The following is a 22,389-nucleotide window of genomic DNA, read 5'->3' on the forward strand; positions in this document are numbered from 1 at the left end:
ATCTCCATCCAGCCTTGTATGAGATTTCTGTTCGTCAGGGCGAGTGTTTGCGTCCAGCTTCCTTCGGATTCTTTCTCGCGAAAGACACCCTTGCTATTCGCTAACAGTTCCTACTGCCAAGCCTGTAGTGGACTTTCACCACCAAGTTATCACCCATGCCGGGCGCACCAAAAAAAGGAGCGGCTTAAAAATGCCGCTCCTTTTTTAGGCTTAAAAACTCATTTAGTTTTCTTGGTACACTTTCATGGCAGCTAGGACACCTTCGCCTTTATTGATTTGCGCACCATTGACAAGCAGCGAAGCTTCTAACGCAGCTAAGGTCAATAAAACATTCTCTTTGCGGCTGCTGTAGCCCATATTCCCAATGCGCCATGCTTTACCTGCTAAGGAACCAAAGGAACCTGCTATCTCAACCCCAAAGTTAGATAATAAAGTAGAACGCAGCGCAGCTTCGTCGACTCCTTCAGGTACTTCTATACAAGTGACTGTTGGCAATTTCGTTGCGGGATCTCCAAAAATAGACAATCCCATCGCTTTCAATCCAGTAACCATCGCTTGTTCGTTTAATTTATGACGCGCATAACGGTCCGTTAGCCCTTCTGCTTGTACAAGGCGTAAACCTTCATGAATAGCATAAATCATAGAAGTAGCTTCTGTATGGTGATTGATTCCTTCTGCGCTCCAATAGCGTTGGATTTGGCTTAAATCCAAGTAATTGCTTTTGATAAAACGTTTATTGCGTACTTTTGGATCTAAACCTAGTTCTTTTTGGTAACGAGAAGTCAAGATCTTTTCAACACGCTCGTTGTAAGTGATCGTTGACATGCCTGATGGAACGCTTAACCCTTTTTGCGTACCGCCGACAGCAATATCAATGCCCCATTCATCGACTTTAACAGGAGTACTGGCAAATGTTGCGACCGCATCGACAATAAACAAAACATCGTTTTCTTGGCAATAGCGTCCAATTTCTTTTAATTCCTGCATCTGACCAGTTGATGTTTCGCCATGCACCATTGCTAAAACTTTAGGTTGATATTCTTTAATAGCAGCAATAACTTCTGAGGGTTCAAACGTTCCGCCCCATTCTTTTTCAATCATTTTAATATCGGCTCCAGCACGTTCAGCGAGCTCTGCCCATAAATAAGCAAATCGTCCAAACGCGGGAATCAATACGCGGTCTCTTTCTTCAATCAAACCCAGCATAGCAGCTTCTAACCCTGAACGTGATGTACCATCAATCGCAAAAGTATGGGTGTTTTTGGTTTCAAATGGAATTTTCAATAATTCCGATACTTCTCCCATTAGGCCTCTGAATACAGGATCGTACTGTCCTAAAATAGGCATACTCATAGCTCGCAGAACTCGAGGATCTACTTCAACAGGGCCCGGGGTCATAATAATTCTATTTGGAATTGAAACTTCTTTCATGATAAAAAACTCCTTCTTCCATTTTTTTATTATTTGAATTCTTTAATTATTAGTGTATAGTAAAATAAGTGTGACTATCATTATTTAAATCAACCAAAGCCTATAATGATTTTAGTACAAACCGGCTAAAAAATAAACAACTACGGCTTACTATTTTACCTGATTAAATTAACTGTTTACGAATATGGGAGCGATTAAATGACTACTCTTAAAGAACTATTAGAAATACCACGTTTTTCCAACATTCGAGTTTTAAATACGCACGCTGATTTATCTAAAGAAGTAGATACGATCGAAATCACTGAAACTCCGGATGTTGCTTTATATTTACCTAAAAATACTTTCTTATTAACAACTGCTATGGCTTTCAAAGACGATCCTAAAAAGTTATGCGCCTTCATTCAATCGCTTTATGAATTACCGGCTGCAGGGTTAGGCATTAAGTTAGGCCGATTCATTAGTGAGTTAGACGAAGAAGTCATCGCCTTTGCGGACAGCCTAAACTTTCCTTTATTACAAATACCAAGCACAGTCACCTTAGGAACTGTTTCTCATCAATTGCTTTCTTATATTTGGAACCAGCAAACGGATAAATTATATTATGCATTAGATATTCAAAAGAAATTTTCTAATATGATGATTAAAGACGCTGACTTACAGGCACTGATCAGTCATTTGGGAACTATTTTAAAACGTCCTGTTATGTTGGTAAACCCGTTTACAGAAATTGTTGCAGAATCAAGACATTTTCAGCAAGACCTCATTTTTGCGAATTATCAACACCAACAATTGATTCCTTTTTTGAAAAAGGTTCAAAAAATGGATAAAGAATCATCGTTTCTTTTTGAAATAGACAATGACAATAAACTACTTGTTTCTGTATTTCCAATTAAAATCAACGCTTATTTCCCTTATTTATTAGTGATTTTTAAAGCCGATCAGATTCCTTATCCTTTTTCTCAGTTCGCTATTGAACAAGCAAACACCGTTCTTTCACATACCCTTTACAAGAACCTAAAAATAACCGAAAGCAATTTGCAACTAAGAGAAACTTTTTTCTATCAGTTAACACAAGAAACAAATCAAATAAAAAAATTAGATATTAATTGGTTAGATTATGGGAAAGATTATGGATTAGTTGATTCTTCTACCTATACTATCATTATAGTTAATTTTGAAAATCATGAATCGAATCTAATTGATAAAGAACTCGAAACAGACCGTTATCATTTAACATATGAATGGTTAGAAAGACAACTGTCTAACCATTTTGAAAATGCTCTATTGTTTCCAATTAAAGACACTATCTGCTATGGTATCCTTTTGCAAAAATCTGAACAAGCTTTGAAAGACAAGCTTTATCTCATTCATCATCAGCTAAAGGAAAGGTTGCCAATCTCGCTTCATTTTTCAATTGGTAATGAAGTAAGCGAAATAACGTCTATCCATTTTTCTTATGACGAAGCAAAAGAAACTTATAAAATTGTTTCACAAAATGAGCCTCTTGAAATTATTCATTATTACCAAACCCAAGGGTTCAGTAAATTGATTGAGAATACTCCATTAGGCCAAGTAGAACATTTCTGTATCACTACTTTAAAAAAATTAGCTTTTCCAATCAATGAAATGGATAAAGAATTAAGAAAAACATTGAAAGTTTATTTGGAATCTCAATGTGATATCACACTCACTTCCAAGTTGTTATTTATTCACCGCAATACGGTTAAGTATCGGATCGCTAAATGCGAAGAACTTTTTGAAATGCCTGTCAATGACCCTGACTTATCTTTAAAACTTAGATTAGCCCTCGAACTTTCCGAAGAAAATAAAACAAATCGAAGTTAAAAATAAAAGGTTGGAATAAAAGTGACTTTGTCATTTTTGTTCCAACCTTTTTATTTTTGATTTATTTTGCTACGATTCTAGTTCCTGAAGTTCCTGCAAGAGCATCAACAGCGTTCTCTAATGAACAGATGATTGCTTCTTTTCCTTGAGCGGCAAAGGCAATCGCTGCTTCCATTTTAGGTCCCATACTTCCGGCTGCAAAATGACCTTCCGTAACGTATTGGTTCGCTTCATCTAAAGTAACTGTTTCTAGTTTCTTTTGATCTGGTTTACCATAATTCAAGTAAACGTTGCTGACGTCAGTTAAAATCATAAAGACATCTGCATCTACTTGCTCAGCTAAGCGTAATCCAGACAAATCTTTATCGATCACTGCTTCAATTCCTTTTAACAGACCTTTTTCATCTGCTACAACCGGAATTCCGCCTCCACCAGTCGAAATGACAACGGTGTCGTTTTCTAACAACGCTTTGATTGAACTAACGCCATGGATTTTTTGTGGTTGTGGTGAAGCTACAACACGACGGTAACCGCGTCCTGCATCTTCAGCCATATTCCAGCCTTTTTCTTGTTCCAATTGTTTAGCTTCTTCTTCTGTGTAGAAAACCCCGATCGGTTTTGTCGGATTGTTAAATGCTGTATCGTTTGCATCTACTTCTGTCTCAGTTAAAAGAGTGATGACATTCCCTGAAATTTCTTTTTCAGTTAAAGCATTTTTAAGTGATTGTTCCATCATATAACCAATAAACCCTTGAGATTGTGCGCTTAATGCATCTAATGGCAATTGAGGAACAACGTCTTTGGCTTCTTCGTTTTGACGGAGAATATTCCCGACTTGCGGACCGTTCCCGTGTGTAATGATAACTTGGTGTCCAGCTTTTTTCACATTAGAAATTGAATCTGTACTGATTTCTACGTTTTTTAATTGATTTTCAAAAGTTGCTTCTTGGTTAGGACGTAAAATTGCATTTCCTCCAAGAGCAATAACGACTCTTTTTCCCATAAGTGTGTTTCTCTCCTTTTCTAACACCAGTAACCCTAATAGGATACCGGTCATTGTATCTAATCCAGATGTACTGCCATTTGTTAATAGTTGATGGAAATCGGTTTTTATGCGGTTTCCTTGGTATTCTTCGCTGGTTTCTTTCAAAAAAGATAGAATCGTTGTGCTATACAAATGGTTAACTGCATACCGAAGATAGGTTTCTGCAACAGCCGTTGTACGCGTTGTTGTTTCAAGTAATTCTACTAATAGCAGACGAACATTCTGATCTAATAATCCGTAAGCCGAATCAACACTTAGCAACCCTACCAGAAGATCATCACCTGAAGGCGTTAACCCTTTGCCGCGTCCAATAAAAAACAGCAGCGCTTCACGGATGTTCTCTTCTTTTTCTGAAATAAGACCCTTAACAGCTTGGGAAAATGAAGTGTCCATTTGTTCTAAATAAGCAAGGGAGAAAGGCAGTTTTTCGCCGAAGCCATTGCGGTCTTGAACCATCTTGGCCTCATTCAGTACTTTTGTTATCTGTTTCCAATTCACTGGTTTTTGTTGCAGTAAATGTGAGTTATAGTGACTTGCATAATCAAAAGATAGAATAAACTGGTTGTTTTGCAATCGTTTGGAATGCGAATCATACGTGAATGGATCCCCAATGTTAACTTTTTTTAGTACCTCTTTCGTGTCTTTAAACGAAAGATGCACTGCAAACGGCAATTCACCATTTTTGTCTGTTCCAATAAACAATAATTCTTTTCCACTAATGAGATTCAAACCATTTTTAAAAATACTATGGACTTTCCAGCGATGATGTTCCATTAATTTCATTTCTAACTGTTCTGAAATTTTTTGCACATAAATCACTTTATATCAGCTCCATGAAGTCGTTTTTAAAAATAAGCGGGTCAATGTTTAACCAATTGACCCGCTGGTTTTGGAAGAATAGCTTTAAATATCCATACCTAATTTTTTAGCATAAGCTGTAATGGCTTTTTCGAAACATTCGATTGGAGGTGTAACCGTTCCTGCTCCAATTTGTCCAAGTCCAGCTACTTTATGAGCGATCCCTGTATTGATAACCGGTAAAATACCTGTTTCAACAACTTTTCGCGCATCGATTCCTAAAACGATTCCTTGGAAATCCCATGTTGGAACTGGGAAGTTCGGGTTGTGATCAATAGTGATCTCAGTCATTTCATTACTCGTTTTTAAAGCGTCGTTGAATCCGCCAGTACCTACGAAACGGGTAACAGCAGGTGCTGCGATCATCGCCATACCGCCTACACCAAAGGTTTCAGTAATCGCACTGTCTCCAAGGTCCGGGTTAGCATCATCAGCTGTATAACCAGAGAAGTACAACCCTTGTGGTGTATTAACAGGACCAGTAAACCATTCGTCGCCCATTCCGCTGATCTTAATACCGAAATTTTCTCCGTTACGAGCCATAGCTGTAACAACTGTTCCAGATTCAATCATACGTGCTCCATCCATAACTGCTTTTGCTGCAGCCATCATTGGGTTTAAGAAGAATTGGTCCGTGTCAGCTAAGAACGTGATAACTTCTTGACGTTCTTTTTCGTCGATATCCAATTGAGTAACAATTGGAGCTACTTCTTTTAAGAAGTTTAATGAGGCAGCGATATTTCGTTGGTGGAACTCGTCTCCCATCGCAATTGATTTAGCAATAATAACGTTTAAGTTCATGCCTTCTTCCATCGTTTTCAACACTTTGCTTAAGACTGGGCCTAAAACATCGCGCATCCAGCGTAAACGGTTCACAACGTCTTCGCCATAAGCTCCAAAACGTAAAACGGCTCCAATACCTTCATTCATTTGACAATAAGCAATGTTTCCATCCGTACGGTTTTCTACTACTAAAACCGGCATATTTCCAGATGTGATTCCGCCCATTGGTCCAACTGCATTAACAGAGTGACAAGGGATGAATTTTACTTCACCGCTTGCTAACAACGTTCTTGCATCTTCTTCTGTTGCAGCCCACTCTTCAAAAAGAACAGCTCCTACACATGAGCCTTGCATCGGATCCGTCATGTTTTCCCATTTGATAGGAGGTCCTGCATGCAGCAAGACCTTTTCATTCAATTCTTCGATTACCGATTTTGCGGGTACAACATCCAATAAAAATGGTGCTCCGGCAACGATTTTATCGATTACTGCACGGTTTGCTTCGTCAATTGTTTTATAAGTCATAGTCAATAAACCCTCCTGTATTTTCTGAAACTCATTTGTTTGTTCGTTTTTATTTTGCAACGTAACTATTTAAGAAGTATAAAACTTTTTGTAACGTTACGTCTCCGCCTGCGCTTGGTCTCCAATCGAATTGAACAGATTTGCCGTTGTTTTCTTCAATCGCTTCAGCAAAACTCTTCAAACCAACGTTGATAACAAATGGTTTTTGGCTTAATAAAGCTAATGTTGCTTCTGATGGCGCAGAAACTTCGACAGCTGCCTCGTTAGCAATTTCTTTGACTTCTTTTGGTTCATCTTTGATGGTGTGACCCAAAATAGCTAAAGCTGTCCGAACGGCTTTATTATTGCTTTCGCACACGATTACGCCGGCTTCTTCAAGAATTTGTTTTTGTCGTGCAAAGTTTTGCGGGTCTGCTGATGTTCCAACAACCGTTCCTAAAACGACCAATTCGCGACCGTCTTTTTGAGCTGCTGCTTTCGCTTCTTTGATAGCTGGAGCTAATTCAGTTGCCATATCGTCATGCGCACCGTAACCTAAAACAACATCTAATAAAATAATCGCTGTTTCTGGGTTATCGCCAGCTTTTTTGATCATTTCAATCCGTTTTTCAGGATCGATCATTGGGTGTGGTTTACCTTGAGTGTACATATCATCGCCTAAGTCGATGATTTCATGTCCCGCAGAGTTTAAAATAAACCCTTCTTCGTGTGTTAAACCTTCAGCTAAATTTAAGCCATCAGCAATCAGCATACCTGCTTCATTTGCTAATGTTCCGCCTGAGTAATACCCTTTGATCAATGTTTGTTCTGGTTTCAATGATACCGCTGGTTTTTCAACAGTCTCATTTAATGCCTTGACTTCTTCGCCATTTAAAAGTGCTACGGCGATTTTAGCTGCTTCTTCCAAAGTATATGCATGATACAGATCTTTCTCGTTGAATGTTGGTTTTTCACCTAAGAAAATCGTTACTGCCGGTTTAGAAATCGTTCTCAATAAACCAAGGACTTTGTCTCTGACAGATTTTGCAGGTGGTTTAGAAATAACCACGATCACATCCGTATCTGGGTCTTTCTCTAAGGCAACGATACTATCCAACATAGTGATACCGCCGACTTCTTCAGACAAATCACGTCCTCCGGTACCAATTGCATTAGTTACACCTGCTCCTAATTTATCAATAATTGTTGAAACTTCTTGGATACCTGTGCCTGAAGCTCCAATGATGCTGATTCTTCCTGGACGAACGATATTCGTAAAGGCCATCGGTACACCATTGATAATACCTGTCCCACAGTCTGGTCCCATAACTAACAAGCCTTTTTCATGTGCTTTTTTCTTTAAGCGAACTTCGTCTTCGATTGCTACGTTATCACTAAAGATAAAGGGATGTAGCCCCTCGTCTAGTGCCTTCTCTGCTTCTAAAGCAGCATACGTTCCTGGTACAGAAATCAACGCTACGTTAGCATCTTTGCCTAGTTTTAAAGCAGTGTCCCACGTACGAGCTGTTTCTTCTGTATCGCCTTCATCTGCTGCTCCTTGTGAAGCTAGAAATTCATCGATTTCAGCTAAAATAGTGTCGATAACTTCATCGTTATCTGTATCTACTACTAGAGCCATATCGTTTGCTGAAGCTTTTTCAAGTTCAGGTGTTCGTAGTCCGCTGCCTTCGAAAAGGTCTTTGTTAGCTGGCGTTCCCATCATGATGGAAACCCGGTTAACTCCTTCGATCGTGTTGAGTTTGTTGGTCAAAAGCATTAAGACAACTGAGTCTTGATACGCATTTTCTTTAATTATTGTGTGTAACATTAAAATTCCCCGCAATCTCTTTGATTTTTTTTATTCCTAAGTTTATAAAACTCATTTAGTGCTCTTAATTAAAGGTATTTCTTTTTATTGATCAGCTCTTAGAGAGATAAAACAGCTGATGTATTCTACACTATTTGCTAAAACTATATTTTTTGACAATACTATTTTTCGCCAAATGCATCGGCTTTATCGTAATTGTCAAAATGGATCGTATCGCTTTGAAGGTAATCGTAAATTTCTTTTACGATTGGAATGCCGTCTTCTTCATATTTTTTAGCAACGATATTCGACAATTCTCCTGGATAAAGAACTTGGTCAAAACCTTTAGCCGGTTTAACTGCATGCAGCTCGTCCACCATCTTATTGATGTTTTCTTTGAATTCCGTTAAATCAGTGAAGTAACTAGGATTGATCAGAATATGCAATTGTCCTAAATTACGACCAGCAGTGATATCCGTATACATAGAGGAAACGTGTTTCCCAAATGGCAATCCTAACAACATGCCGGATAAAATATCAACCATCATCATCAAGCCATAACCTTTTGGCCCGGCAATCGGCAACAATGCTTTAACGTTATGCGGATCTGTTGTTGGCTCTCCATTTTCATCTACTGCCCAATTAGCTGGGATATCGACGTTACGTGACCGAGCGTCTAAGATTTTGCCCCAAGCTTGAACCGTTGTTGCCATATCAAAAACCACTGGGCTATGTCCTGCTCTTGGAGCAGCAAATGCAATAGGATTTGTTCCATAATAAGGTTCTGATCCGCCAAACGGCACAACCATTGGATCTGATTGACAAACAGATAACGCTATCAAATCTTGTGCAGCTGCTTGTTCTACAAAATACGCCAATGCGCCGCTGTGGCCCATTTGGTGAACACCAACCACTCCGATTCCAGTTTCTTTAGCTAATTTCATGCCTTCTTTTAAAGCTTCATTTGCAGCCACATGACCTACACCATTATCTGCTTCAAACACACCAGTACTTGGACCCGTTTGATTGAATTTGAAATTCGGGTTGGTATTGCTGCCACCTTTTGAAATTCGTTCAGCATAATAATCTACGCGGACTGCTCCATGGGAATGAATCCCATGAGCGTCTGCAAAGACTAACGTATCTGCAACTCCTGAAGCATGCTCTTTAGAAAGACCTGCTTTTTCAAGTTTAGCTTGAATCAATTGATGCAATTCTTCTTCTGTTACTTTGACCATTTCTAACTCAGTCATTCTTAAACCTGCTTTCTGTCTTAAATTTTCGGATCACGATTGCAATCTTTTGAGTAGATATAGCTTAACGGCTCATCGCGTCCAACAGCATAAGTTGCTTGCGGAACATAAGCTCCCATAAAGATGTAATCGCCTTTTTCGACTGGGATCCATTCGTTATCTAAAACATAAACGCCTTTTCCAGAAAGCAGCAACGCGCCGTGTTCTTGAACGTGGGTTTCAATGTACCCATGACTTGCGCCTGGTTTGAATGATAAGATATGAATATTCATATCGAATCCTAAATCAGTCGGCAATAAATCAGATAACGCTACATCGGTCATGCCTTCATAGTCTATTTTTTCAAGGTCATTTACATTTCCAACAACGTTGTGTGCTTCATAACCTTCAATGGCTTCATAGCGTTTTTTGTATAAGAACAGTTCGCTATTCTGACCGTCGTTGATGTTTTCTAAATACATCTTTTTCCCAGCTGGCAAATACACATAGCCGCCTGTTTCTAATGTATAGTCGGTTTCGCCATCGTTCACTTTGACTTTGCCTTCAATAACATAAACAAATGTTTGAACGCCTTCTTCGCCAAATCCTCTAGTGTTTTTTCCTTCAGGCAGCATCGTCACAACGTAATCTACGAAACTAGCGCCTAATTTTGGTGAACCAAGAACAGATAATTCACAATTTTCAAATCCTGGAATTCTGTTGTTCACTAATCCATCTTGTGGAATCAGTGCAAAATTATCTCGTCTGATAATTGAACGTGATGCTAATAGTTCATCACTGTAGCCTGTTCTTTTGTTTTTGTAACCCATTATTAAAAACCTCACTTTATTTTTTTATACATTATTATAAAGGAGAACATTAACAACGTTCTCCTTTATTTTTTATGCGTGTTTCTTTTTTAAACTGTCTCTGTTTGCAATTAAGAAGAAAATTGTTCCAGCTATCATAATAAAACCAGATAAATAGAATCCTCCAACTTTAGAACCGGTTAAATCAGAAATATACCCAGTTACTATGGGTGCTAAAACAGATGAACTCATTCCAAAGAAGTTGAATACACCAAACGTTGTTCCGTATCCGGTTTTTGGTGCAGCATCTCCCATATAAGAAATAATGATAGGTTCAACAGCTAACTTACCTAACAATCCATACAGAATTAAACCGACTAGCAAAATAGCTGATGAAGGAGCGAGTACAGTCAATGCTAACATCGCTGCTGCTGCTATTTCTAAAACAATAATAAATTGAATTTTTTTACTATTGAATTTATCTGATAAACGACTGAATAGTAACGCTCCTGGAATAGAAGCAAATGCAACTAATGCTGAAGAGAACCCAATTGCAATTCCTTGAAACCCACGTTCTTGTGATAGGAATGTTGGCAACCATGTTACTACCATATAATATCCATAACAAGTAGCAAAATATAGAATATAACTTGAAACCATTTTTGGAGCAAACAAACTTTTCATTGTTGGTTTTTCGTGTTCTTCTTTTTCTATTGTCTTAGCTTTTTTTCCTGCTGCAATAGGTGTTTGTTCTTTACTAGAACGTAAAACAAAAACGAAACTAACCATCAATAAAGCAATCAATACAATAACAATATACATCATCGTTTGCCAAGGAAGGTTCCAAGATTTCACCAATAGACTTGAAAGAATTAACCCAATCCCCATACCTACTGCTGAGCCACTATTAACAATTGCCGTAGAAAGACCGCGACGGTCTCCAGGAATATGTTGTGAAGTTAACGAATATGCTGAACCATAATAAGATCCACAACCAATACCCGCTAACAAACTACCAGCATAAATCATACCGATACCTGTTGATAAGGCAATCAATAAAGCCCCTAGAGCAAATAAAGTAAAACCGGGTATAAGAACCTTTTTCTGTCCGATTTTGTCGACTAAAATTCCTGCTGGAATCTGCATCGCTGTATATCCGAAAAAGTAGAAACTAGAAATAGCACCTAGTGCAGTATCACTAATTCCTCCACCAAGAGAGGCATTTAATTCTGGAAAGATTGGAGATAATGCTGAACGATAAATCCAAATTACAACCCAACCTAATGAGAGCATAATAATAATTTGCTGCCAAAATGGTAAACCTTTACTTTTCACTGTTTCATTATTATTCATTAAAATCTCCTCCTATTCAACGTATGCTAATTCATATAGAGCTGCTGCTAAAGTTTTGATGCCTTCTACTAAATCTTCATTCTTAGTATCTTCAGCAGGATTGTGACTGATTCCATTAATACTCGGAACGAATAACATAGCTGTTGGGATATAAGGTGCAATGATTTGTGAATCGTGTCCAGCACCACTGTGCATCATGCGATAATTAATATTATTTTTTTCAGATGCTTCTTTCAAAGCAGTTACTATTTTTTCATCCATAGGTACTGGCGGCTCATTCATCCATAAGTCAATAGAAATTTCCATCCCCATATCTGCAGCAATTTTTTTCATATCTTCTTCGATTTCATGTGTAAATTGATTTAATTCCTCTTGATCTGTATGGCGGCAATCCATTGTAAACAAAACTTCTCCTGGAACAACGTTTACCGTATTTGGTTTAGGTTCTACTTTTCCAAACGTCAAAACAAGCGGTTCGCCTATCTTTTCAGCTTTTCCAATAGATTGTGTCACAATTTTACTAAAGGCATACACAGCATCTTTTCTTAATTTCATTGGTGTTGTTCCTGCATGGTTAGCTTGACCTTTTAATACGATCGTATATCGTTTTTGACCTACAATACTGGTTACGACACCAACTGATTTCTTTTCTGTTTCAAGGACGTTTCCTTGTTCAATATGAATCTCTACAAAAGCTTTTAAATCTTCACGAATTTTCTCATCTTCTTTTCTGAAGTCAAAACCAGCTTTGCGCATTGCATCTACAAATTTAACACCATCGAAATCAGCAATATCTTCTAGATCTTCTTTCTTAGCTTCTAATACTAAGTTTTTACTGCCCCAGAATGCATAAGGAAAACGGCTACCTTCTTCTTCGGCCATGGAAATAACTTCTAAGTTACGTAATGGCTGTCCATACTTTTCTTGCAACATCTTTGCAGCCATATATGAAGCTAACACGCCATATTGTCCGTCTAATTTACCGCCATTAACAACTGTATCTATATGTGAGCCTGTTAGAATCGTTTCATTTGGATATTTCGACCCTTCCAAACGTCCAAATAAGTTCCCTATGGCATCAAAATGCGTTTTCATTCCAATTTCTTCAAATTTATTTTTGACGCTATTTTGAGCTTCTACCCAAGAATCAGAATACAATAACCTAGTCGTTCCTCCTGTTGGATCTGCCCCAATACTTGAAAGCCATTTCACATTATTCGCTACTTCTTGATCAAAATTCATCATTGCCATCCCTTTCTCTTTTAAAGTCTAACTTTTATTTAAAGTGACCGTTTACATCTCTTATTGTAAGCGCTGTTCAATTTGATTGCATTGTACAAATACGCTAAAAACTAATAAGATATTTTGTTCTATTTAGACAAGTGACCATTTAGCTATTGGTAAGTCTTACTATAGCTCTTCTATTCTATTTTCACTATAATTTAACTTGTTACGAGACAATAAAATTTTGAGAGGAGTTTATTTATGTTACCTGAAACGTTTACTTTTTTTGAAGACAGTTCTTTAACATTGAACGCATCTTTTTATCGTTCAACAACTAGTTCAAAAGATCAAACAATTATCTACCTACACGGCGGTGGACTCATTTGGGGTGATCGAAAAGACTTACCCTTAGAATATATCTCCCAATTTCTAAAAGCTGGTTACCATTTTTTAGCGATTGACTATCCCTTAGCACCTGAAACAGCTCTTCCAGAAATATATGCAGCTGCGGCCAAAGCAATAAATTGGTTCTCAGATCAATTCATATCTGTTTTATCACTTAAAACAGATGACTATTTTCTATTCGGCCGTTCTGCAGGAGCCTACTTAGCATTATTGTTAGCTCATGATCCAGCATTACCTAAACCTAAAAAAATCTTAAGTTTCTATGGTTATCATTCAGTGGAGGAATCATTTTATCTTTCCCCAAGTAAGCACTATCAGCAGTATCCAACAATTCCAGAGAAATTAAAAAATCAGTTAGTTCAATCTAAACCATTAGTGTCAGGCAGCTTGGAAAATCGTTATGCTATTTATATTTATTGTCGCCAAACAGGAAAATGGCTAGATGTAGTTATGCCGCAGAAAAGAGACCGTTCACAATTTTCTCTTTTAGATACTGAGCTGAAACAACTTCCTCCTGCTTTTATCGCACAAAGCAAACAGGACCAGGATGTTCCCTATGCCCTCGGCGTACACTTAGCAAACACAATCCCTTATAGTAAGTTGTTTACAGTTGAAAAACTAACGCATGACTTTGATAAAGATCCAACGAATCCAATCGCGCAACAGGCTTATACAGAAGCTATTGACTGGCTAAATAACTAACTAAAGAAGAACAAGTTATTATCTTAATCATTGATTAGAGAATAACTTGTTCTTTTTATACTACTACGTAGCCATTTTATTATCTAATTTCAACAAATCAATATTCGTTTAAAAAAAGAAAAAGTAATCTAAGTATAGCAATAGGCCGAATAAACTAACTATTATAAGTGTTAAAGGGATAATTTTAATCAATACTCTACCTTCTGACCCAAGAATTCCAGCTGTAGTTGTGCCCAAGATAATATTTCCAGGAGCAATAGAAGTTCCAACTCCTCCACCTGCTGTTTGTCCACCTAGTATAGCTGAAGTTTTTAACCCAATAAATTCAGAAACATGTAATTGAAAGTCACCAAAAAGGATATTAGAAGACATATTACTACCGGTAATAAAAGAACCTAACAATCCAACAAAAGGAGCAACTAAGACATAATAATCTTTTAATACGTTTGCAATCCCCTGAGCCAATACCTCGGTCTGGCCAGTTCCAGCCATCAACCTTGAAATCGATAATAAAGCAAAAATAGCAATGCTAGGAGATAATGATTTGGTTATTGCACGTAATAGAATAGGTTTAAATTTTTTCATTTGAATGATCTTTTTTTTCCGATAATAACAATAAGTCAACACTGAAGTGACCAGTAAAAACATACTTGGGTGCGTAAATGGTGTGATTGGTGCATAGTGTTCAATCGATTTATTTATGAAGCCATACCCAGTACTTGTTTCTGTAAAACGCGGGCCGTAACTAAAACTTCCTAAATAAGTAGCGATAAAAGGAATCAGCAAGATCGTTAAAGAGATAATAGTAACAATATAATAAGGCATCAATGCTTGATGAGTAGTTAATCCCCTCTCTTTTTTTATTTTTTCGGTTTTTATCTGTAACATGATCTTGCTATTTTCCATTCGCCATTCGTCTCGATATAACGATGTTTTTGATAACAAGATAAGCGCGCCTAAAGAAATAGCACTAGGGATAAAAGCAGCTAATTGAGGATTAATGGTGGAAAAGATAATTTGTCCAATACCTTGAATTGATGAAATAATTGCAATTGCAATAAAACCTTTTTTTACAGCTTTCCACCCTCCATAAAAATAAGCAATAGTATAACTAGAATAAATGGTTAACAGCAATAAAAAGAATGAAGCATATAAAGCAGAATGAAAAATTAAGGCATGATCCTGAATTCCTGTTTGAATAAGTAATGAATTCCACCCTAAACCCAATGTACCGAATGTGCCAGCCCAGCTATGACCCAATAATGGAATAATAACGGCCCATAGCGGAGCTACGCCTATCTCTAATAATAGTGGAGCTGTTATCAAAACCGGTACTCCAAAGCCGGTAATGCCTTGTAAAAAACTAGCAAAAACTACTCCAATAAGTATGATTCTAATTAATTCATTCGGTGCTATTTTTTTAAATAACTGATTTAACGTATCAAATGCCCTTGCTTCATAACTGATTTCATAAGATAAAATAGCTGTTAAAATCACCAGTATAATTCCAATCGAATTCCACCCTGCTCTTAAAAATTCATCGATTAGTAGTTTTCCACTTGCTTTGAAAAAAAATATACTTATTAGTGCTGTAATAACCAACGTAATCGGAGCAGCTTTTGAAACACCCCATTGAAATATGATCATAAATATCAACATTAACAAAATAGGTACGATACACAACGACCAGGAGAGCAAATTAATAGGAACCATTTTTATCCACTCCTCTTATTTACTATATTGTTTTATTAAAAAAGCTAACAATTGAGTATTAATAAAATAATAAGCAGCATTTAAAAAGATCTACTAAATAGATATGAGAAAAATGATTAATTATTCCGTAGCTCTTTTATTATACAAGGCTTAAGTATTAAAATAAAGATTAACTACTCCTCTTCGTATTTTAATCTGAATATAATTTGTATTTTCAAAAAAAGAACGATTCCTATCTCATGTGCGCCCTGCACGTAAGTTATAGAAATGGTTCTTTTTAGTCTATTACTATCTCACCCTTCCACTCCTAGCAAATCTTACCTAAGAAATTGTTCGCTTTTCTTTGCTTCTATCTGTCAAAAGACTAAAAAGTTTCATCTAAAGCAAAATTAACTTAAAATGAACAAAAAAGGTTGCTAAAGAGCACCAGTTTAGCTATACTTTAACTAAGGTTTAGGTATCCCTTAAATATTTTCGTACTTATAATTAAATGATTAAATGAAAGAAAGGAAGTTGTACATGATTGACGTGAAAAATCTTACTGTTACTTACCAAGACGAACCAGCTCTTTCAGATGTATCTCTTACTATTAGAGAACAAGCTATTACTGGAGTTATTGGACCGAACGGAGCTGGAAAATCGACTTTGTTAAAAGGAATGATGGGTTTGGTAAAAACAGAATCAGGAGTTACTACAGTTGACAATCAGCCTTTAAACAGCGTAAGGAAAGAAATCGCTTATGTTGAACAACGCAATACGGTTGATTTAACCTTTCCAATCAAAGTAGAAGAAACAGTTTTGTTAGGAACTTTTCCTAAATTAGGTCTTTTCCATCGTCCAAAAGAACGAGAAAGACAAAAAGTTACGGAAAGTTTAAAAAAAGTTAAAATGGAAGAATTTAGAAATCGGCAAATCGGAGAACTTTCCGGAGGACAACTGCAACGTGTCTTTATTGCTCGTGCGCTAGCTCAAGAAGCCGATATCATCTTTTTAGACGAACCTTTTGTAGGTATTGACATGAACAGTGAAAAAGTGATCATCGATTTACTCAAACAGCTTCGAGATGAAGGAAAAACCATTTTAGTCGTGCATCATGATTTAAGCAAAGTAACGACTTATTTTGATGACTTAGTTATCTTAAACCAATCTCTCATCAGCTATGGACCAATTGCTGAATCATTTACAACCAGTAATATAAAAGCAGCTTATGGCGATTCAATGGGTGATTTGATGATTAAGGGGGTCAAAGACTAATGATTGCACACTTTATAGATGGTTTAACTAAATACCAGTTTTTACAAAATGCATTATTTACTTCAATCGTTATCGGAATCGTATCAGGAGTTATCGGTTGTTTCATCATTCTAAGAGGAATGTCTTTAATGGGAGATGCTATTTCCCATGCTGTTCTTCCAGGTGTAGCCGTGTCTTATATTGTAGGAGTAAACTACTTTATTGGAGCAACTGTTTTTGGTGTATTTGCGGCGCTACTTATTGGCTTAGTAACGCAACACAGTAAGCTGAAAAGCGACACAGCCATCGGCATTGTGTTTAGTTCGTTTTTTGCTGCCGGAATTATTGCTATTTCTTTTGCAAAAAGCTCGACTGATTTATACCATATTTTATTTGGGAATGTATTGGCTGTTACACAAACCGATATGATCATCACTGTTGTGGTTGCTATTTTAGTTATTTTATTTGTTGTTCTTTTTTATAAAGAATTGCTCGTCAGTTCTTTTGACCCCGTTATGTCGCAAGCTTACGGTTTAAAAGTACAACTCATCCATTATGTGTTGATGTTGCTGCTTACATTAGTAGCTGTTGCAGCTTTACAAACTGTTGGAACGATACTAGTTGTGGCCATGCTAATCACTCCTGCAGCGACCGCTTACCTACTATCAAATAAATTATCTACTATGATTCTGATAGCTTCTACGATCGGTATCATCAGTTCCGTGGTCGGATTGTTCTTAAGTTATTCATATAACTTAGCGTCTGGTGCTGCGATCGTATTGACAACTACGGTATTTTTCTTAGTTGCATTCTTATTTTCACCAAAACAAAACCTACTAATAAAGAGAAGGAAGGATAAAAAATGAAAAAAATCAATTTACTCCTGGCTTTAATAGCGGTCACCGTTATTGGGGCAGCTTGCGACAATAACTCATCTGACTCGTCAGCTCCTGCTAATGAAAACGATAAATTACAAGTTGTTGCAACGAACTCCATTTTAGCGGATATGATCAAAAATGTTGCGGGCGACAATGTCGACTTGCATAGTATCGTACCCGTCGGAACAGATCCGCATGAATACGAACCTCTTCCAGCTGATATTGAAAAAGGCACTGAAGCGGATGTCGTTTTTTATAACGGATTGAATCTTGAAACTGGCGGAAATGGCTGGTTTACCAAATTAATGGAAACCGCTGGAAAAGAAGACGGAAAAGATTACTTCGCTGCCAGCGAAGGCGTCGAACCAATGTACTTGTCATCAAAAGGACAAGAAACAGAGCAAGATCCTCATGCTTGGCTGGATATCAGCAATGGTATTCAATACATTGAAAATATTACTAAAGTCTTGTCAGATAAAGATCCAGCTAACAAAGAAACCTATGAAGCCAATGCAAAAGAATACACAGAAAAACTGGCTCAATTAGATGCTGAAGCAAAAGAAAAATTCAAAGACATTCCCGACGATCAAAAATTACTCGTAACCAGTGAAGGAGCTTTTAAATATTTCTCTGCAGCTTACGGAGTAACGGGAGCTTATATTTGGGAAATCAATACCGAAAGCCAAGGAACCCCTGATCAAATGAGCGCGATTATCGATCAAGTTAGAGACAGCAATGTTCCCGCTTTGTTTGTTGAAACCAGTGTAGACAAAAGAAGTATGAACAGCGTTTCGAAAGAAACCGGTGTCCCTATCTATTCTACGATCTTTACTGACTCCATCGCAAAAGAAGGCGAAGATGGCGACAGCTATTACGGCATGATGGAATGGAATTTAACTAAGATACATGAAGGCTTAATTCAATAAAAATAAAAAAACGAATTCTCTTATAAAAGGGAATTCGTTTTTTTATTTTCTTTTTTAAACTTTTAAAGCAAAAGATAATCGTGTTCGCTTAGTAAGTAGATTGGATATTTCCTTCCACCTATTTTATCTCAATTATTTGGTTATAATTGTACCGCCTTGTCCAGTTAAAACTTGTTCAATATTTTCTAGTGACGTGATCATCGCTTTGCCTTCAGGGTGGTTTTCAACAAAAGCAATCGCGGCTTCAACTTTTGGCAACATACTGCCAGGCGCAAATTGGTTATCCTTAATGTACTGCTTCATTTCTGACACTGTAACTTTTTCTAGTTTCTTTTGATCAGGCTCGTTGTAGTTCACGTAAACATTGTCGACCCCAGTTAAAATAATCAGCAGATCCGCTTTAACCAATTCAGCTAGTTTTTGTGAAGCAAAATCTTTATCTATTACGGCTTCAACACCGATTAACTGTCCATCTTTTTCAATCACCGGTATTCCTCCGCCGCCAACAGAAATAGTCACTACACCATTTTCGACTAATTGATTGACAGCACGATATTCTTTGATGCTAACAGGTTTCGGCGAAGGAACGACTTTTCGCCAGCCGCGGCCTGCATCTTCTTTAAATAAAGAGCCAGTAGCTGTCATTGCTTGCTGAGCATCTGTCTCATTCAAAAAAGGGCCAATGGGTTTTGTCGGTTTTTCAAAAGCTGAATCGGCTTCATCAACCACTACTTGCGTTACAATAGAAACAACCGATTTAGACAGATTTCTTTTTTCCAAAGCGTTTCCCAATGCATTCTGCATCCAAAAGCCAATGCTCCCTTGAGTCATTGCTACACAGGTATCCAATGGCATTGCTGGGGTTTTTTCACTATCGGCCGCAGCTTGTTGCAGCACTAAATTGCCGACTTGCGGACCATTCCCATGTGAGATAATCAAATCATCGCCATTTTCAATAAATTTGACTAAATATTCTGCTGTACGGGCTAATGCTGCTTGTTGAGCTGCGGCACTAGCGTCGTCAGATAATATCGCATTACCGCCTAAAGCTATTACAATTTTTTGTTTTGTCATGGTTGTCCTGTCCCCTCATTTACATATTGCCAATATCAATTGAACCATTAAAAATTTGAATTAAAGCTACTCCAAATAAAACAATTATCGCCGCTGCAGCAATTAGTTCGTTTTTCGTAAAAATTTTCCGATTATTCTCTTTTTGAGCCCAAGCAAAGATAAAAATTCCTGGAGCGTAAAGCAGCATAGTGATCAATAGATAATTAATTCCTCCGGCATAAATCAACCATAAAGAAAAAATACTTCCAAAAAATCCGATCATTATATTTCTAGTACGGTTAGGAGTAGTTTTAGATTCCGATAATGATAATTTTAGCTGATAAAATGCTGTAAAGGCATAAGGAATTAAAATAGCCGATGAAGCTAAAGAAAAAGCAAAATTATAAGCTCGTTCACTGATTAGAAATGTAAATAAAAACAATTGAACAATAATATTGGTAAAAATAAGCGAATTGACCGGCGCATCATTTTTATTTTTCTTAGTAAAAAACTTCGGAAACGATCCTTCTCTGGCAGCTTGATAAGGCAGTTCAGCCGTTAACATGGTCCAAGCCAGCCAAGCACCAGCGACGGAAATGATCACTCCTATATTAATCAAAATAGCACCCCAGTGTCCAACAACACTTTCTAAAAGAGAAGCCATTGCGGGTTGATTTAGCTCAGCCAGTTCAGGACGAGAAAGGACACCCATTGATAAAATAGTTGTCAATAAATAAATACTGATCACAGTAGCTAACCCTAAAATAGTAGCTTTTCCAACGTCTGATTTTTTCGCAGCACGCCCAGAAAAAACTACGGCTCCTTCGATCCCGATAAATACCCATACTGTTACCAGCATAGTCCCTCTGACTTGGTCCATCACTTCTCCAAAACTAAAACTGCCATTTTGTGTTCCCCAAAAATCAGCGGTAAAAACATCTAGCCTAAATGCAATAAACATCGTTACAAGGAATATAGCTAATGGAATCAATTTAGCAAATGTAACGATCGTATTGATAAACGAAGCTGTCTGAATTCCTTTTAAAATCAATCCATGCACAAGCCAAAGCATAATAGACGCTCCGATAACCGAAGCCAGGTTCTGACCATTCCCAAACAAAGGGAAGAAATATCCTATCGAACTGAACATCAACGTTCCGTAAGCTACATTTCCTAAAAATGCAGACAGCCAATACCCCCAGGCAGAGTTAAAGCCCATATAATCGCCAAAACCTGCTCGTGCATAACTGTAAATGCCGGCTTCTAGATCTGGCCGTTTGGCAGATAAGTTTTGAAAGCTGAACGCCAATAACCCCATTCCTACACCTGTAACTAACCAGCCAATGATTACCGGCCCGGGGGATGCTGTTAGTGCCATATCGGACATTAAATTAAAAATTCCGCCACCAATAATTGATCCCACGACTAAACTCATCAATGGGATCAATCCTAATTTTTTTTCATTCATTTTATTTGCCCCATTCCCATACTGTATTTGTTAAGACAGCATCAGAGCATCAGGGAACCAAAACTCCTCATGCTCGTAACCTATTGGGTCAAAGCTAGACTTTAGGAATGAATAAGTTGCCTAGAGTAGCAGCCATGATCGCTTTGATCGAGTGCATTCTATTCTCTGCTTGGACGAATTGACGCGCATGCGGGCTTCTGAAAGCTTCATCCGTGATTTCCATCGCTGTGATGTGATGATCTTTTTCCACTTGTTTTCCATAATCGGTTTCGACATCATGGAAAGCCGGTAAACAGTGTAAAATAATTACATCTTCTTTACCCGTGGCGCGTACCATTTCCATATTGATTTGATAAGGCGTCAATAATTCGATACGTTCTGCAAATTTGTCTTCTTCGCCCATTGAAACCCATACGTCGGTATACAATACATCCGCGTTCTTAACTCCTTTAGCGACTTCATCGGTAATCATCACTTCGCTACCGGCTTCTTCGGCATACTCTTGTGCCATGTCAATTAAATGTTGTTCAGGGAATAGAGATTTAGGAGAAACAATCCGTATGTTTACACCTAGAATCGCTGCTGTGACCAATAAACTATTGGCGACATTATTACGTCCATCTCCGACATACGCTAAAGTGATCCCTTCTAAACGGCCAAAGTTTTCTTTAACAGTTAAAAAATCAGCAATCATTTGAGTTGGATGCCATTCATCGGTTAAACCGTTCCAAACCGGCACACCTGAAAATTCAGCTAATTGTTCTACAGAGCGTTGACTGAATCCTCTAAACTCTATTCCATCAAACATACTGCCTAATACACGAGCCGTATCTTCAACCGATTCTTTTTTGCCCAGTTGGATATCGTCTTTGCCTAAATATTCAGGGTGGGCACCTAAATCAATGGCAGCTGTTGTGAAAGCAGCTCGTGTTCGAGTAGAAGCCTTTTCAAATAATAAAGCTATATTTTTCCCCTCTAAATAATGATGAGGAATACCTTTTTTCTTCAATAATTTTAAATGTTCTGAGAACTCGATTAAATACACTAACTCTTCTTTAGTAAAGTCCTTTTCAGCTAAGAAGCTGCGCCCTTGAAATACTTGTTTACTCATCTTTATTCC

At 37.5% G+C, this 22,389-nt stretch carries 17 protein-coding genes and 1 pseudogene; 5 read left to right on the plus strand and 13 right to left on the minus strand.

The annotated features are described in order from the left end of the window. Window positions 1-222: 222 nt before the first annotated feature. On the minus strand, window positions 223-1,434 hold the full coding sequence (locus tag NY10_RS04030) for a pyridoxal-phosphate-dependent aminotransferase family protein (protein WP_156413265.1): 1,212 nt from the start codon (window positions 1,432-1,434) through the stop codon (window positions 223-225). Window positions 1,435-1,629: 195 nt separating this feature from the next. On the opposite strand from NY10_RS04030, the gene NY10_RS04035 reads away from it, so the two are divergent. After that, on the plus strand, window positions 1,630-3,276 hold the full coding sequence (locus NY10_RS04035; protein ID WP_058918757.1) for a PucR family transcriptional regulator: 1,647 nt from the start codon (window positions 1,630-1,632) through the stop codon (window positions 3,274-3,276). Between the two features lie 61 nt (window positions 3,277-3,337). Here the strand turns inward: NY10_RS04035 and arcC (NY10_RS12765) are convergent, their stop codons facing one another. The 8 genes and pseudogenes from arcC (NY10_RS12765) to allC form a co-directional block, all read right to left on the minus strand. Continuing rightward, window positions 3,338-4,279: a carbamate kinase gene (gene arcC, locus NY10_RS12765; protein ID WP_058920231.1), complete on the minus strand. Its 942-nt coding sequence runs from the start codon at window positions 4,277-4,279 to the stop codon at window positions 3,338-3,340. Between the two features lie 90 nt (window positions 4,280-4,369). Next, window positions 4,370-5,104 (minus strand): annotated as a pseudogene (locus tag NY10_RS12940) (oxamate carbamoyltransferase subunit AllH family protein); the annotation flags it as partial. A gap of 120 nt (window positions 5,105-5,224) precedes the next feature. Beyond that, window positions 5,225-6,487, minus strand: coding sequence for a YlbE family protein (locus NY10_RS04045; protein ID WP_058918758.1), 1,263 nt, complete (start codon window positions 6,485-6,487; stop codon window positions 5,225-5,227). 49 nt (window positions 6,488-6,536) lie between these two features. After that, window positions 6,537-8,294, minus strand: coding sequence for an acyl-CoA synthetase FdrA (fdrA, locus tag NY10_RS04050; RefSeq protein ID WP_058918759.1), 1,758 nt, complete (start codon window positions 8,292-8,294; stop codon window positions 6,537-6,539). 161 nt (window positions 8,295-8,455) lie between these two features. Further along, window positions 8,456-9,526, minus strand: coding sequence for an ureidoglycolate dehydrogenase (gene allD / locus NY10_RS04055; RefSeq protein WP_058918760.1), 1,071 nt, complete (start codon window positions 9,524-9,526; stop codon window positions 8,456-8,458). Window positions 9,527-9,546: 20 nt separating this feature from the next. Next, window positions 9,547-10,335, minus strand: coding sequence for a (S)-ureidoglycine aminohydrolase (gene allE, locus NY10_RS04060; protein ID WP_058918761.1), 789 nt, complete (start codon window positions 10,333-10,335; stop codon window positions 9,547-9,549). A gap of 72 nt (window positions 10,336-10,407) precedes the next feature. Further along, complete coding sequence (locus NY10_RS04065) at window positions 10,408-11,667, minus strand: MFS transporter (protein WP_058918762.1); 1,260 nt, start codon at window positions 11,665-11,667, stop codon at window positions 10,408-10,410. 12 nt (window positions 11,668-11,679) lie between these two features. Beyond that, window positions 11,680-12,909, minus strand: coding sequence for an allantoate deiminase (gene allC / locus NY10_RS04070; protein WP_058920232.1), 1,230 nt, complete (start codon window positions 12,907-12,909; stop codon window positions 11,680-11,682). Window positions 12,910-13,152: 243 nt separating this feature from the next. On the opposite strand from allC, the gene NY10_RS04075 reads away from it, so the two are divergent. Then, a complete protein-coding gene (locus NY10_RS04075; RefSeq protein ID WP_058918763.1) occupies window positions 13,153-13,998 on the plus strand; it encodes an alpha/beta hydrolase in 846 nt (281 codons plus the stop codon). A 108-nt stretch (window positions 13,999-14,106) separates the two neighbouring features. On the opposite strand, the gene NY10_RS04080 is transcribed toward NY10_RS04075, so the two are convergent. Then, window positions 14,107-15,711, minus strand: a complete 1,605-nt coding sequence (locus NY10_RS04080; RefSeq protein WP_058918764.1) for an L-lactate permease — start codon at window positions 15,709-15,711, stop codon at window positions 14,107-14,109. Window positions 15,712-16,230: 519 nt separating this feature from the next. Between NY10_RS04080 and NY10_RS04085 the strand changes: the two genes are divergently transcribed. From NY10_RS04085 to efaA, 3 genes are read left to right on the plus strand one after another with little or no spacing between them, the layout of a single operon-like run. Then, window positions 16,231-16,965, plus strand: a complete 735-nt coding sequence (locus tag NY10_RS04085; protein ID WP_082664178.1) for a metal ABC transporter ATP-binding protein — start codon at window positions 16,231-16,233, stop codon at window positions 16,963-16,965. Continuing rightward, on the plus strand, window positions 16,965-17,810 hold the full coding sequence (locus NY10_RS04090; protein ID WP_058918766.1) for a metal ABC transporter permease: 846 nt from the start codon (window positions 16,965-16,967) through the stop codon (window positions 17,808-17,810). Before NY10_RS04085 ends, NY10_RS04090 begins: the two co-directional genes overlap by 1 nt. Then, window positions 17,807-18,748 carry an Mn/Fe ABC transporter substrate-binding lipoprotein EfaA gene (gene efaA / locus NY10_RS04095; protein ID WP_058918767.1) on the plus strand — a complete coding sequence of 314 codons (942 nt, stop codon included), beginning with the start codon at window positions 17,807-17,809 and terminating at the stop codon, window positions 18,746-18,748. The genes NY10_RS04090 and efaA overlap by 4 nt, the downstream gene beginning before the upstream one ends. A gap of 132 nt (window positions 18,749-18,880) precedes the next feature. On the opposite strand, the gene arcC (NY10_RS04100) is transcribed toward efaA, so the two are convergent. The 3 genes from arcC (NY10_RS04100) to argF all read right to left on the minus strand — a co-directional run bounded on the left by arcC (NY10_RS04100) (window position 18,881) and on the right by argF (window position 22,380). Beyond that, window positions 18,881-19,822, minus strand: a complete 942-nt coding sequence (gene arcC / locus NY10_RS04100; RefSeq protein WP_058918768.1) for a carbamate kinase — start codon at window positions 19,820-19,822, stop codon at window positions 18,881-18,883. 19 nt (window positions 19,823-19,841) lie between these two features. Beyond that, on the minus strand, window positions 19,842-21,269 hold the full coding sequence (arcD, locus tag NY10_RS04105; RefSeq protein ID WP_058918769.1) for an arginine-ornithine antiporter: 1,428 nt from the start codon (window positions 21,267-21,269) through the stop codon (window positions 19,842-19,844). 94 nt (window positions 21,270-21,363) lie between these two features. Then, entirely contained in the window at window positions 21,364-22,380 is a 1,017-nt protein-coding gene (argF, locus tag NY10_RS04110) for an ornithine carbamoyltransferase (protein ID WP_058918770.1), read from the minus strand. Window positions 22,381-22,389 lie beyond the last annotated feature (9 nt).

Origin of the sequence: Carnobacterium sp. CP1 (assembly GCF_001483965.1) — a bacterium.
Taxonomy (GTDB): Bacteria; Bacillota; Bacilli; order Lactobacillales; family Carnobacteriaceae; genus Carnobacterium_A; species Carnobacterium_A antarcticum.

Excerpts from the sequence above, each read along its gene's own strand:
- NY10_RS04035 (WP_058918757.1), top strand. The coding sequence starts at position 1,630 with ATGACTACTCTTAAAGAACTATTAGAAATACCACGTTTTTCCAACATT.
- arcC (WP_058920231.1), bottom strand. The coding sequence starts at position 4,279 with ATGGGAAAAAGAGTCGTTATTGCTCTTGGAGGAAATGCAATTTTACGT.
- NY10_RS04045 (WP_058918758.1), bottom strand. The coding sequence starts at position 6,487 with ATGACTTATAAAACAATTGACGAAGCAAACCGTGCAGTAATCGATAAA.
- fdrA (WP_058918759.1), bottom strand. The coding sequence starts at position 8,294 with ATGTTACACACAATAATTAAAGAAAATGCGTATCAAGACTCAGTTGTC.
- allD (WP_058918760.1), bottom strand. The coding sequence starts at position 9,526 with ATGACTGAGTTAGAAATGGTCAAAGTAACAGAAGAAGAATTGCATCAA.
- allE (WP_058918761.1), bottom strand. The coding sequence starts at position 10,335 with ATGGGTTACAAAAACAAAAGAACAGGCTACAGTGATGAACTATTAGCA.
- NY10_RS04065 (WP_058918762.1), bottom strand. The coding sequence starts at position 11,667 with ATGAATAATAATGAAACAGTGAAAAGTAAAGGTTTACCATTTTGGCAG.
- allC (WP_058920232.1), bottom strand. The coding sequence starts at position 12,909 with ATGAATTTTGATCAAGAAGTAGCGAATAATGTGAAATGGCTTTCAAGT.
- NY10_RS04075 (WP_058918763.1), top strand. The coding sequence starts at position 13,153 with ATGTTACCTGAAACGTTTACTTTTTTTGAAGACAGTTCTTTAACATTG.
- NY10_RS04080 (WP_058918764.1), bottom strand. The coding sequence starts at position 15,711 with ATGGTTCCTATTAATTTGCTCTCCTGGTCGTTGTGTATCGTACCTATT.
- NY10_RS04085 (WP_082664178.1), top strand. The coding sequence starts at position 16,231 with ATGATTGACGTGAAAAATCTTACTGTTACTTACCAAGACGAACCAGCT.
- NY10_RS04090 (WP_058918766.1), top strand. The coding sequence starts at position 16,965 with ATGATTGCACACTTTATAGATGGTTTAACTAAATACCAGTTTTTACAA.
- efaA (WP_058918767.1), top strand. The coding sequence starts at position 17,807 with ATGAAAAAAATCAATTTACTCCTGGCTTTAATAGCGGTCACCGTTATT.
- arcC (WP_058918768.1), bottom strand. The coding sequence starts at position 19,822 with ATGACAAAACAAAAAATTGTAATAGCTTTAGGCGGTAATGCGATATTA.
- arcD (WP_058918769.1), bottom strand. The coding sequence starts at position 21,269 with ATGAATGAAAAAAAATTAGGATTGATCCCATTGATGAGTTTAGTCGTG.
- argF (WP_058918770.1), bottom strand. The coding sequence starts at position 22,380 with ATGAGTAAACAAGTATTTCAAGGGCGCAGCTTCTTAGCTGAAAAGGAC.